General features: G+C 68.9%; 11 protein-coding genes. 1 reads left to right on the forward strand and 10 read right to left on the reverse strand.

Annotation, left to right across the window (positions count from 1 at the left end; all coding sequences use genetic code 11):
* Window positions 1–193: 193 nt before the first annotated feature.
* Both IF88_RS0125075 and IF88_RS0125085 read right to left on the reverse strand, forming a co-directional pair.
* Complete coding sequence (locus IF88_RS0125075) at window positions 194–1,474, reverse strand: MFS transporter (protein ID WP_158754560.1); 1,281 nt, start codon at window positions 1,472–1,474, stop codon at window positions 194–196.
* Window positions 1,475–1,627: 153 nt separating this feature from the next.
* Window positions 1,628–2,464 carry a hypothetical protein gene (locus IF88_RS0125085; RefSeq protein WP_030716739.1) on the reverse strand — a complete coding sequence of 279 codons (837 nt, stop codon included), beginning with the start codon at window positions 2,462–2,464 and terminating at the stop codon, window positions 1,628–1,630.
* A 126-nt stretch (window positions 2,465–2,590) separates the two neighbouring features.
* Here IF88_RS0125085 and IF88_RS0125090 point away from each other — a divergent pair, with 126 nt between their 5' ends.
* Window positions 2,591–3,340, forward strand: a complete 750-nt coding sequence (locus IF88_RS0125090) for a thioesterase II family protein (protein ID WP_158754562.1) — start codon at window positions 2,591–2,593, stop codon at window positions 3,338–3,340.
* A 22-nt stretch (window positions 3,341–3,362) separates the two neighbouring features.
* Here the strand turns inward: IF88_RS0125090 and IF88_RS0125095 are convergent, their stop codons facing one another.
* The 8 genes from IF88_RS0125095 to IF88_RS0125130 form a co-directional block, all read right to left on the reverse strand.
* Window positions 3,363–3,623 (reverse strand): phosphopantetheine-binding protein, encoded by a 261-nt coding sequence (locus IF88_RS0125095; RefSeq protein WP_030716744.1) that lies wholly within the window; start codon window positions 3,621–3,623, stop codon window positions 3,363–3,365.
* A complete protein-coding gene (locus tag IF88_RS0125100; RefSeq protein ID WP_051837508.1) occupies window positions 3,616–4,590 on the reverse strand; it encodes a TIGR03560 family F420-dependent LLM class oxidoreductase in 975 nt (324 codons plus the stop codon). The genes IF88_RS0125095 and IF88_RS0125100 overlap by 8 nt, the downstream gene beginning before the upstream one ends.
* A complete protein-coding gene (locus tag IF88_RS0125105) occupies window positions 4,587–4,937 on the reverse strand; it encodes a PqqD family protein (RefSeq protein ID WP_030716750.1) in 351 nt (116 codons plus the stop codon). The genes IF88_RS0125100 and IF88_RS0125105 overlap by 4 nt, the downstream gene beginning before the upstream one ends.
* Window positions 4,934–7,297 (reverse strand): polyketide synthase, encoded by a 2,364-nt coding sequence (locus IF88_RS0125110; protein WP_158754563.1) that lies wholly within the window; start codon window positions 7,295–7,297, stop codon window positions 4,934–4,936. The genes IF88_RS0125105 and IF88_RS0125110 overlap by 4 nt, the downstream gene beginning before the upstream one ends.
* A gap of 312 nt (window positions 7,298–7,609) precedes the next feature.
* Window positions 7,610–8,431 (reverse strand): ATP-binding cassette domain-containing protein, encoded by an 822-nt coding sequence (locus tag IF88_RS0125115; RefSeq protein ID WP_051837512.1) that lies wholly within the window; start codon window positions 8,429–8,431, stop codon window positions 7,610–7,612.
* Window positions 8,428–9,519: an ABC transporter permease gene (locus tag IF88_RS0125120; RefSeq protein WP_078893121.1), complete on the reverse strand. Its 1,092-nt coding sequence runs from the start codon at window positions 9,517–9,519 to the stop codon at window positions 8,428–8,430. Before IF88_RS0125120 ends, IF88_RS0125115 begins: the two co-directional genes overlap by 4 nt.
* Window positions 9,516–10,478 carry a sugar ABC transporter substrate-binding protein gene (locus IF88_RS0125125; RefSeq protein ID WP_030716762.1) on the reverse strand — a complete coding sequence of 321 codons (963 nt, stop codon included), beginning with the start codon at window positions 10,476–10,478 and terminating at the stop codon, window positions 9,516–9,518. The genes IF88_RS0125120 and IF88_RS0125125 overlap by 4 nt, the downstream gene beginning before the upstream one ends.
* A 126-nt stretch (window positions 10,479–10,604) precedes the next feature.
* Entirely contained in the window at window positions 10,605–12,485 is a 1,881-nt protein-coding gene (locus tag IF88_RS0125130; protein WP_078893122.1) for a non-ribosomal peptide synthetase, read from the reverse strand.
* Window positions 12,486–12,682: the final 197 nt, after the last annotated feature.

The following is a 12,682-nucleotide window of genomic DNA, read 5'->3' on the forward strand; positions in this document are numbered from 1 at the left end:
CGATTTCACCTGCCGGCTGGGGACCACCGTGTCCGAGGACGCGCCGAGCCGGGAAGGCCCGGCGCCACGGTTTTGTCGACCGTGGCGCCGGGCCTTCCCGGACATCGAGGTGAACCGCCGGCGGTCTCGGCGCCAGGCGTCCGATCGTACGAACGGCCACCTCACGGTTCCGGCGGTTCACCGCGCGGACGGCTCACTCGCCGGCGAGGGCCTCGGCCTTGGCCGGCGGGTTCGAGCGCGACCAGCTGCGCTCGATGAGGGCGCATATGAAGCCCGCCACGGAGACGATCACGGCGAGCACGATCCAGCCGGGCTTGCCCCAGTTGACGCACATCGCGATGACGACGATCGGCGCCACGGCCTCGGAGAGGCCGTGACCGAGTCCCATCACGCCCTGGTACTGCCCCTGGGCCTCGGGCTTGGCCAGCGCGAACGACAGCTCGAACGTACCGGCGGCCTGCCACACCTCGGCCAGCGAGTGCACCACGATGCCGACGAGGAGCAGGGCGACCGCGATCCACGCGGAGGGTCCCGCCGATACCGCCATCAGGATCCATGCCACCAGGAACATCGGGCCGGACAGCGCGAGCAGCCGGGCCGCCGAACGCGGGTCGGTGATGGACCGCGTAGCGGGAACCTGAGTGGCGGCGACGATGACCGCGCCGAGGAACAGGACGATCGCGGCCATCCACCGCGGCGCGTTCGTCCGCAGGACGATCCACACCGGCAGGGCCTGGACCAGCACGAAGTACTGCAGGCTCGCGACCGACGAGGCGGCGGTCAGACCCAGATAGGTCCGGTCGCGGAGAGCCAGCCACCGGGGCGTCTTCTCCTCGGCGGAATCCTCGGCATCGGAGGTCCGGGTCGGGGGGAAGTTCGGCAGCCGCGTCAGGATCGCGGCGGCGATCAGGAAGGTGAACGTGTCGATGAGGATCATCGTGACGTACGCCGCGCGCGTGTCGACGGCCAGGACGACCGCGGCCCCGATCGTGCCCACCGCGATCCCGACGTTGGTCACGGCACGCAGGTAGGTGCGCAACCGTGCGCCCTGGCCCGCCTCGGCGAGCACACCGATCATCGCCCCGCGCGCGCTGACCGTTCCCGCACGGCCGACCGCGGCCGCGGCGGCCACCACGAAGAGCGGCCACATGCTGTGCACCAGCAGCAGGCTGACGCTCGCCACCGCCTCGATCAGCATGGAGCCGATCAGGACCTTCTTGGAGCCGCGACGGTCGGCCAGGTCGCCGATCAGCACTCCGGCGCCGAAGCCGGCCAGCGACCCGACGGTGAGGCCGATCCCCGCAGCCGTCGGGCTCAGCCCCGCGGATCTGATGAGGAAGATCGTGCCCGCGGACAGGAACATTCCCATGCCGATGGTGTTCACGATGGTCGACATCGCCAACAGCTTCTGGTGCGGGTCCTCCGGACCGCTCACCGCGGCACGGAGCTTTGCCAACGAGGTGGTCGGGCTCACGGGGTCACCCCAGCTGGGCTCACGCCGGTCTCGGCGGCGAACGGGCTGCCCGGGGCGGCCTCCCGTGTGGCGATGATCACTCTGTCTCCTTCTCAACTGCGGCGTACGCAGGGGTGATGTGCTGGCGTCGCTGTGCCGGTTCGGCGACGGTGATCAGGGGGTGGACAGGAAGGCGTCCTCGAGCCGCACGATGTGCGACTGGGTCCAGCGGGCGACGCGCAGGGCGCAGTCGGCGTCGGTCTCCCCGGGGCGCAGGCCGTCGAGGACCATGGTGCGGTATTCGTCCACACCAATTCCGCACTGCGGAGTGCTTTCCAGGCGACGGAGCAGCCACTTCTTGCGTCGGCAGAGCTCTCCGGAAAGCGCGAGGGCGGCGTCCGTCATGAATCCCGCGGCAAGCCCGGCGGAAACGCGGGCCGTCTTGTAGTCACCGGAGTCGAGCTGCCCCATGACATCGGTGAGACAGTTCTCCGCATCGGCCTTAAGGAATCGGGCGAGCGACCGGCTGTACGACGAGCTGCGGAGCAGCTCGCGCATTTCCTTGAAGAAGGCTTCGTTCTTCAGCGGAATACCGATGGAAAGCCGGTAGATGAAGTCCTGGAGGAAGTCGCCGGTGTTGCAGAACTCGACCTCCTTTTCGAGGTAGGACTTCAGCACCGTGGCGAGGGTGCTGGTCGGCCACACCCTCAGGTCGACGCGCTGGTCGCCGTAGGCGCCCATCCAGATGGTCCAGCGCACACCGCTCGGGTCGGAGCTCTGCCAGGTCTCCATCGTCTCGTCGACGGGAAGGTCGAGGTCACCGTCGGCGAAGGCGTACATGTCGATGTCGCTGAACGTGTTGCCCCAGCCGGCGGCCGTCGATCCCGTCATGCAGACGGCCTCGGCCTCGGCCAGTCCCGGAAAGCGCTTGAGTATGGCCTCGAACGACAGGTCGGGCTGGGCGAGAACCGACGGCTGCTCGACAATGACCTCGACGCTTGGATTGAACATCAGAATCCTCTCGAATGGTGGGGATCAGCATGCTGGAAGTGGCTTCCCAGGGCAGCAGCCGAGATTAATCTACGTTGCCTTAATCACGCTGCGGATCACCTGCAGAACATGCTAGGATCCGCGCCCATGGACATATCAAATTATGCGGCTATATCGAAGAAATCATCGAAGCTCGTTCCGTGGAGCACGGGAACGGAAACGAGGAATGGCATCGCACTCGCGTGCATTCCGTGGGCCGGTGCCGGAGCGACTCCGTTCCGTCCCTGGGGTCCGGTGATCGGCGACGCGGCCGACGTGTACGGCGTACGGCTGGCCGGCCGCGAGAGCCGGCAGACGGAGCCGCTGCCGACCTCCCTCGACGACGTCGTCGACGAACTGGTGGCGGAGCTGGTCGCACTGGACGTCCCGCGCGTCGCGCTGTTCGGCCAGTGCTCCGGCGCCCTGCTGGCCTACAAGACGGCGCAGCGGCTGCAGCGGTCCGCCGACGGCCCCGAGGTCGCCCACCTGCTCGTCGCGTCGCAGCTTCCGCCGCGCGTCCTGGCGGACGGCGACGACGAGTCGGGTGAGGACCTCACGCGTTACGTGCCCGAGCACCTTCGTGAAGAGCCTGAACTCCTCGAGGTGCTCCTGCCGATCCTCTCGGCCGACATGCGGCTGGTCTCCGACTACGTCTACACGCCGGACGCGCCCCTCGACGTGCCGCTCACCGTCCTTTACGGCGGGAGCGACGACCTGCTCAGCGGGTCCGAGGTCGACGGCTGGCGCCATGAGACCACCGGTCGGAGCACCTTCCACGAGGTCGCCGGTGCCGATCATCTCTTCGGCGGTGCCGCGTGGTTGGAGCTCGCCGAGGCGATCCGCACCGCGCTGAAGTAGGCGTCCGGAGCTCGCGGTCGGCCTACCCATCGCCGAGGAAGGCCGCGAGCTGTCGGACGGTCGGGCGGGAGAAGACATCGACGATCTTGATGCCCGGCCAGCGCCGACGCAGGACACGGACCACGTCGACGACCATGACCGACGTCGCGCCCAGATCGAAGAAGCCTTCGTCCGGGTCGACGGTGTCCAGGCCGAGGGCCCCGGCCCAGACGGCCGCGATGACGTCGGTGGGGTCGCCGTCCAGGTTGACGTCGGTCGCTGAAGTGCTCGGCAGGTCAGTCATCCATGGCCTCCCGCAGCGTCGTGCCGACCAGGCTCAGGTGCTCCAGATCGCCCGGGTCGAGCACGGTGACGATCAGGCCCTCGGCTCCGGCGTCGCGGTACTCCGCGATCTGGCGCCGCACTTCCGCGGGCGTGCCGCAGAGAGCGAACCCCCGGACGGCGCTCGGCGCGCGGCCCAGCAGCGTCCCGAGCCGTTCCAGCCCTTCCTGGAGCTCCGCTTCGGACTCGGTGATGATCGCGTGCCCGAGCCAGGTCTTGGTGATCTCTCCGGAGTCGCGGCCCACGGTGGCGCACGCTTTCTCCAGCACATCGATCTTGTGACGCACGGTGGCCGGCGCACCGAAGAAGTTGCAGGCGTCTCCGTAGCGGGCGACCATCGGGATCAGTACCCGCTCGCCGCCGCCGCCGATGAGGATCGGCGGGCCGTCGGGGTTGATCGGTCCGGGTACGTTGATCGGCTCGTCGATCCGGTGGTACGTGCCGGAGAAGCGCGGGGCGTGCTCGGTGAACATCGCGCGGCAGATCTGCACCGCCTCGGCCAGTCCCTTGAGGCGCTCTCCGGTGGTCTGGAAGTCCATGCCGTAGGCGCGGCACTCCTCCTCGTGCCAGCCGGCGCCGATGCCGAGCATCGCGCGCCCCTTGCTGATGACGTCGATGGTGGTGACCATCTTCGCGAGCAGCGCGGGGTTACGGAATCCGTTGCACGAGACGAGCACTCCGAGCTTGGCGGTCGACGTGACGGCGGCCAGCGCCGCGATCGTCGTGTAGGCCTCCAGGATCGGCTCGTCCGGCTCGCCGACCGAGGCGATCTGGTGCACGTGGTCCATGGTCCACAGGCTGTCGAAGCCGTTGGCCTCGGCGGTCTGCGCCATCTCGACGACACGGTCGAAGAGCTGGTTGTCCATGGTCCCGGGGAAGGAGTAGCCGGGTATCTGGAGGCCGACCTCGGTGATGGCGGGGCGACTCATCCGGCGACTGCCACCAGTTCGAGCACCGCGACGTCGGCGGGCGTGACGACCTGGAGGATGTCGAGTTCGACGAGGCGGCCGCAGAGGGTGAGCACGGGCTGCTCGATCTCGGCGACCGGGAGGCCGGACTCCGCGGAGAGGTCCTCGACGATCCGGGCGATGCTGCGGCGTCCGTCGATGAGCCGCCAGACCTTGCGCGCGTCGGCGTCGATCACGTAGCGGCCGATCAGCCTTTCGATCAGGAGGCCGCCCTGGTGGCGCTCGCTGAGCTCCACCACCTGATCGGTCACGCGGGCGGTCACGTCCAGTCGGCGGATCAGGACGTCGTTGGTGTTGATGGTGCTCATGAGTTCTTCTCCGTAGCCAGGGCCTTCTCGACGTAGGTCGAAGTGGCCTCGATTGTGGGCGCGATGAAAGGCAGGTCGATCGGCAGGTCGAGTCCGAGCTCCTCGTTCAGGCAGGCCCCGATCTCCACCGCGTGCAGCGAGTCGCCGCCGAGATCGTCCAGGAAGTGCGCGTCGTGCTCGATGCGCTCGACGCCGAGGACGGTGCGCCAGACCTTCTCGACGAATTCGGTGATGTTCGCGGTGTCGGCGCGGGTCGGCGCGGTCTGCGGGGCGCTGCCGGCCACCTCCGTCTCCGGACGTTCGAGCCAGAACCGGCGGCGGGTGAACGGGTAGGTCGGCAGGGGGACGCGGCCGCGCTGCTCGTCGCCGTAGTAGGCGGCCCAGTCGACCGCGACGCCCGCTCGCCATGCCGCGGCCGTCACGTCGGCCAGGTCGAAGGACGGGCCGACGATGATCCGGCCGACGCCCTCGCGGACGGACCCGGCGTCGGTGTCGGCCGTCCAGGCGGCGAGGGCCGCCTCCAGCGACGCGGGGTCGGCACCGGCGGCCAGCCACTGCGCGGCCGGACGCGCCCACTTCGGCGCGTCCACCCTGGCGAAGGTGAGGCCGAGGCGGAGCAGGACCCGGGCGACGCCGAGCGCGGCGAGCGCACCGGCTCGTTCCGGGGCGAGGCCTCGGAGGTCGGCGTGTCCGGTGAGTTCGGTGAGCGCGGAGCGCAGCAACGGCTCGGTGGAGACGAGCCGTTCACCCATCGCGGCCAGTTCGGCAGGGGTCCCGTGCATCGCCAGCGACCACCGTGCGGTGGGCCGGTCCGCCTCGCCGGCCGCGCGCAACTGTGCGACGGCGTCGGCAGGTCCGGTGACCACGGCCGCCCAGCGGCGGGCGAATCTGGCGCGCCCCACTCCGAGCGTGTACGCGATGTCGGCCAGTTCGGCGTCATCGGTCGAGGCCGCGGCAGCGAGCCGGTCGGCGAGCCGCTCCCGCATCCGGGCCAGCTCTTCGTCGCTGCGCGCGGAGAGCGCGAGGACCTGGCGCGAGCGCGGCGAGGGCGCGGCCGGCGCGGCGGGGGCGGACTCCAGCACGACATGGGCATTGGACCCGCCGAGGCCGAACGAGCTGACACCGGCGATGCGCGGTCCCTCGGCGTCCCAGGGGCGGGTCTCGGAGGTGAGGGTGAAGGGAGTCGAGGCGAGGTCGATCTCGGGGTTGGGCGAGCGGAAGTGGAGTGTTCCCGGCACGACGGCCCGCTCGACGGTCAGTGCCGCCTTGATCAGCCCCGCGGCGCCCGCCGCCGCGTCGGTGTGCCCGATGTTGGGCTTGACCGCGCCGAGCACGACGGGCGTTCCGGCCGGCCGGCCGGGGGTCGCGAAGACGCGGCGCAGTGCCTCGAACTCGACGGGGTCGCCGATCGCGGTGCCCGTTCCGTGGGTCTCCACGTAGCCCACCTCGTCGGGCTTGACGTCCGCGCGCAGGAGTGCGGAACGGATGACCGCTTCCTGACCGTTGATGTTCGGGACGGTGAATCCCCCGCGTGACCCACCGTCGTTGTTGACCGCCCAGCCGCGGATGACCGCCCTGCGGTGGTCACGGGCGGCCTGTGCGTCGGATTCGCGCCTCAGCACGACGACACCGGCTCCCGATCCGGGTATCGTGCCGGAGGCCTCGGCGTCGAAGGCGCGGCACCGCCCGTCGGCCGACAGGATGCCGCCCTCGGTGTACGTGTACCCGTCGACGTCCGGCATCAGCAGGCTCACGCCGCCCGCCAGGGCGATGTCGCAGTCGCCTGCGGCCAGGGCCGAGCAGGCGAGGGCCACCGCGCTGAGCGCCGTGGCACAGCCGGTCTGCACGGTGATGGCGGGACCGTTGAGGCCGAGCTTGAAGGCGAGCCGCGGTGCGAGGAAGTCCTTTTCGTTCGCAAGTGTGATGCGCACGTCGCCGGTACGTCCCGCGCGGGCCTCCGTCGGGGCCACGTAGTCACGGAAGTAGTGGTTCTCGCCGGAACCGACGAACACACCGACCACCGCGTCGTGTTCACCGGCGTAGCCGGCGTCCTCCAGCGCCTCGGCCGCCACCTCCAGCAGCACGCGCTGCTGCGGATCCATGATGATGGCTTCGGTCGGCTGGATGCGGAAGTGGTCGGCGTCGAACGACTCGATGTCGTCGACCCGCGCGACCCCCCGCACAAAGTTGCCGTTACGGCTGCCGTCTTCCGGACCGGTTCCGTCGCCGGCCTGCCGGTTCGACGACTCGACACCTTCGACGAGGTTCGTCCAGTACTGCTCGACATTCTCCGCGCCCGCGAAACGGGCCGCCATACCGATCACCGCAATAGGGGGTGCATAAGGTGGCTTCTGCTGCATCTGAAGGGCTCCTGGGATCAGCGTGGCCTCGCGGCGACTCATTCGGCTGTGGCGTGCAGTGCGGCACGCGAGAAGACATCGGCGCGTGAAACTATCAGAGAGTTGACACCGGCATCAATCGTTTTGATCACTTAACACTCCGTCAAGTAATGCGGAACCAAGGGTTCCTGTGGAACATGGTGCTCACGGAAATCCGCAGGGAACGGCCGATCCCTGAATGAGACAGGCTCTACGGAGATGCCGGATAAAACAGTCAGTCAAGACGTCTTGCCGACGCGTTTTCGGCGCGCCTCGGGCAGTCCGGACCGCTCCTCACGCCCTTTCCAATTCGTGGCGGAGGTCGTCGAGCTCGCTGCCGCCGGCCATCTGGCGGGTCAGTTCGTCCAGCGTGACGTCCCGGCGGGTGTGACTGCCGGACATCCTGCCGCGCTTGAGGAGTACGAAACGGTCGCCCACCAGGTACGCGTGGTGCGGGTTGTGGGTAATCAAGATCACTCCGAGCCCGGCGTCCCGCGCCGCGGCGACGTACTTCAGGACCACGCCCGACTGCTTGACGCCGAGGGCGGCCGTCGGCTCGTCCAGGACGAGGACCTTCGCACCGAAGTACACGGCACGCGCGATGGCCACGGACTGGCGCTCGCCCCCCGAGAGGGTGCCGATGGGCTGGTCCACGTCACGCAGGTCGATGCCCAGGCGCGACAGCTCCGCCCGGGTCGTCCCGCGCATGAACTCCACGTCCATGCGCTTGAAGGGACCCACGCCCTTCGTCGGCTCGGATCCGAGGAAGAAGTTCCGCCAGACCGGCATCAGCGGAACCACCGCGAGGTCCTGGTAGACCGTGGCGATACCCAGATCGAGGGCCTCGCGCGGCGAGCCGAGCTTCGTCACGGCGCCCTCGATCGTGAGGGTGCCCGCATCATGCCGGTGCAGCCCCGCGATGATCTTGATGAGGGTGGACTTGCCCGCGCCGTTGTCGCCCAGCACGCAGGAGATCTCACCCGCGTGGACTTCGAGGGACACACCCTCCAAGGCCCGGACGTTTCCATAGTACTTGCTGACGTCGTCCAGTTCGACGAGCGGCGTGCGAGCCGGCGCGGCATCCTGGCTGGTCACACCCTTCCTCCCGGTCGTCATGACGTCGCCTCCGCGCGCTTTCGAACCCAGTGGTTGAGCAGGGTCGCCAGGAGCAACATCGCCCCCAGGAAGAACTTGAACCAGTCCGGGTTCCACTCGGCGAACACGATGCCCTTGCTGACCATCCCGAAGATCAGCGCGCCCACCGCCGAACCGACCGCGGAGCCGTAGCCGCCGGTGATGAGACAGCCGCCGATGACCGCCGCGATGATGTAGATCAGCTCGTTGCCGACGCCCTCGCCGGACTGCACCACGTCGTACGAGAACAGCAGGTGCTGACCCGAGACCCAGGCGCCGAAGGCAACACCGAGATAGAGGCCGATCCTGGTCCTGGCGACCGGCACACCGACCGCGCGGGCCGCGTCCTTGTTGCCGCCCACCGCGAAGATCCAGTTGCCGGCGCGGGTGCGCAGCAGGATCCAGGTGGCGGCCGCGACCAGGCCGAGCCACCAGAGGATGGTCACCTTGTAGTCGACGCCGCCGACGGTGAGCGACGAGGCGAACACCGCCCGGGCGGAGCTGAAGCCGTCCATGTCGGCGATCGACTTCGTCGACACGGTGCCGCTGATCAGCTTGGTCAGGCCGAGGTTCAGTCCCGTCAGCATCAGGAACGTGCCGAGCGTGGTGATGAAGCTCGGCAGCTTCGTGCGGGTCAGCAGGACGCCGTTGAAGAACCCGACGGCCAGGGCCACCAGGAGTGAAACCCCGACGCCCACCCACACGTTGACGGACAGCTGGTAGCTGAACATCGAGGAGCACAGCGCCGAGCTCGTCACCAGGACGCCGGCCGACAGGTCGAACTCGCCGCCGATCATCAGCAGCGCCACCGGCACCGCCATGACACCCATCACCGACGCCGCGTACAGGACGGTGGAGAGGCTGGAGACGCGCAGGAAGCTGTCGGCGACGACCGCGAAGACCAGGAAGACGGCGACGGCGCCGACCACCGAGCCCAGTTCCGGACGGCCCAGCAGCCTGCGCAGCGGTGACCGCCCCAGCAGGCGTTCGTCGGGCCGCGCGGTCGCGGCGGGCGGCGGGGGCACCCCCGGCCCGGGTCCCTTGGCGAGCTTCTCGTCCAGGCGGTTCATCGGGTGCCGCGGGCGGTGTACTTCTCGAGCGCGGGCACATCCTTCTCGGTGACGATCGCGGGCCCCGTCAGGACCGGCTTGCCACCGCCCAGGACATTCCCGTTCGTCTTGTACAGCCACAATTCGTCCACCGCGAGATAGCCCTGCAGATACGGCTGCTGATCGACCGCGAAGCCGACCTCTTCGGCCTTGAGCCTCTTGACCACTTCGGCGTTCAGGTCGAAGGTGTCCACTTCCGCCTTGCTCCCCGCGTCCTGCTTCGCCTTCACCGACACCGCCGCGATCGGTGCACCCAGGGTGATCACCGCGTCGATGTCATTGGACGCCTGCAGTTTCGCACTCAGCGAGGACTGCGCACCGGGTGCGTTGGTGCCTTCGACATTCAGGTTCTCCACCGATCCCTCGAATGTCTTCTTCACTCCGGCGCACCGTTGTTCCAGCGAGACATTGCCCTGCTCGTGGATTACGCACAGCGCCTTCTTCTTCCCGCGCCGGCTTAATTCCTGACCCACTGCTTCACCCGCCACCGACTCATCCTGACCGATGTGGCCGAGCGCACCGAACTTCGTGGAGAACTCCGCTCCGGAATTGATCGTCACCACCGGAATCCCCGCTGCCGCGGCCTTGCCCAGGACGTCCTTCATGGCCTCCGGCTTGGCCAGCGTCACCACGATCCCGTCGACCTTCTTGTCCACGAACGACTGGACCAGCTCGGCCTGCCCCTTGGCCTCCTTGTCGTTGGCGTAGAGGAATTCGACATTGTCCTTCCGGGCCGCCTCCTTGGCTCCGCTCTGCACGATGTCCCAGAACGTGTCCCCTTCACCGGAGTGCGTCACCATCGCAATCTTCAGCCGAGGTGTGTTCACGTCCCGGGCGCTCCCGCCGGCGTCACCGGAGCCGGCTTCGTCGGCCTTGCCGCCGGAGCTGCTGCACCCGGCCACGAGCGCGATCACCGCCATGCAGGCCGCGATCCCCGTCGTCCTGCGCTTGTTGCCACTGCGTACTGCACGCACGTTGTTCCACCCAATTCCTCAGGCCGCCCCGTGGCGGCTGGAGTTCGTACACGGCGTCCGACGACCGGTCGTTCAGCGGTCGGCGGCCGCACCCACCGAGGTCGCCGCCTGGGCCCGTACGCGCTCGACGAAGTCACCGAGCCGCGGTGCTTCGAACAGGGCGCGCGCGCCGATCTGTGCACCGATCTCCGTGCGCGTGCGGCGGATGACCTTCGAGACCAGCAGGGAATGTCCGCCGAGGTCGAAGAAGTCGTCCCCGAGGCCGACTTCGGGGACTCCGAGTTCTTCGGCCCAGATGCCCGCCACGACCGCCTGCAGGGAATCGCCCTGGGGGGCGTCCTGCGCGGCGGGGGAAGCGGTGCGGGAGGCCTCGCGGGCCTGTTCGAGCAGGGCCTTGCGGTCGACCTTGCCGTTGGGCGTCAGCGGCATGGAGTCCACGATGCGCAAGTCGTTGGGAACCATGTGGCCGGGCAGCCGCTCGGTCAGGAACGCCCGCAGGCCGTCCGTGCCCGGGCCGCCGGGTCGTACGGTCGCCCATGCCAGCAGCCGGGATCCCACCGAGTTGCCGGTGTCGGTCGCGACGCAGGCGTCGATGACGTCCGGGTGGGCCTTCAGCGCCGCACCGACTTCGCCCAGTTCGACGCGGTAGCCGCGGACCTTCACCTGCTCGTCGCGCCGCCCCACGTAGAAGAGCCGTCCGTCGGCGTCCGCTCGCGCGAGATCGCCGCTGAGGTAGGTCCGCCGCTGGTCGTCGGGACCCCAGGCCGCCATGCGGAAGCTGCGCGCGGTGGCGTCGTCGTCGCCGAAGTACCCGCGTGCCAGGCCGGGCCCGGAGATCCAGATCTCGCCGACCTCCCCCACGGGGGTCGGTGCGCCGTCCTCGTCCCGCAGCGACACGTCCAGGTCGGGGAGCGGCACACCGATGGGGCTGCCCGCGCCGGCGGCGGCGTCCTGCGCCGTGATGGGGCAGTACGTGACGTGGACCGTCGTCTCGGTGATCCCGTACATGTTCACCACGCGCGGCTGCTCGTCGCCCCGGCGGGCGAACCATCCGCTCAGCGTGGCCGGGTCGAGGCGTTCACCTCCGAGCACGATCAGCCGCAGGCGGTCGAGGCCGGCGGGCCGCACCTCGTCGGCGCCGGTCAGTGCCGCCAGGGCCGAGGGCGTCTGGCTCAGTACCGTGACGCCTTCGCGGTCCATCAGGTCGAGCAGCTCGTCGGGGGCACGGGCCTCGTCGTCCTCGACGACGACGAGACGACCGCCGAACAGCAACGCCCCCCACATCTCCCACACGGAGAAGTCGAAAGCGTAGGAGTGCAGCATCGTCCAGACGTCCTCGGCACCGAGGTCGTAGATCGCCGACGACTCGGCCATCAGCCGCGTGACGTTGCGGTGCGTGATCTTCACGCCCTTGGGCGTGCCGGTCGAGCCCGACGTGAACATCACGTAGGCGAGGTCGTCAGGGGCGACCTCGACGCTCAGCGCCGGAAGGTCCGAATCCGCGGCGTCGCCGACGAGCACGAACGATCCGGTGTGCCACGCCTTCGCCCGCACGACGAGTTCGTCGTCGGTCACGATCACGCCCGCCCCGACCCGTTCGGCGAGGCTCGCGTGGCGGGTGTCGGGGTACCGGGGGTCGAGCGGCACGTAGGCGGCGCCCGCCATCAGCACGCCGAGGATCGCGGGGATGACCAGGCGGCGCTGGACGAGCACCGGGACGAGGTCACCGGGGCGCACGCCTGCCGCGACCAGACGGGCGGCCATGCGTCCTGCCAGGTCGTGCAGTTCCTCGTAGGTCATGGAGGTTCCACCGGCGGTGAGCGCGGTGGCCCGGGGGCTCCCGGCGGCCTGACGGGCGAACCACGTGTGCAGCGTGTCTGCGGATGCCTCGGGCTTCGCCGTTGGACGCGCTAGGTCGTTGACTTCCGGCACAATTTCCCCCAGAGATTGCATTTAACCTGACTTCGGATTGCAGAAGATAATAGACGAACTTCGTCGTGTCACCGCGAGTAATTCCGCTTGACTCGGGATGGTTCGTCCCATTCTGCCGACGTGGGATTTTCCACACCGGCGCACTGTTCGATCGAGATCATTCGGCGTCCGTCCGCCGCGTTGCGAGGTGGGGACACCTCGCCACCAGGCCTGCCGTA

It is taken from the genome of Streptomyces sp. NRRL F-2580, from assembly GCF_000720115.1.
Lineage (GTDB): Bacteria > Actinomycetota > Actinomycetes > Streptomycetales > Streptomycetaceae > Streptomyces.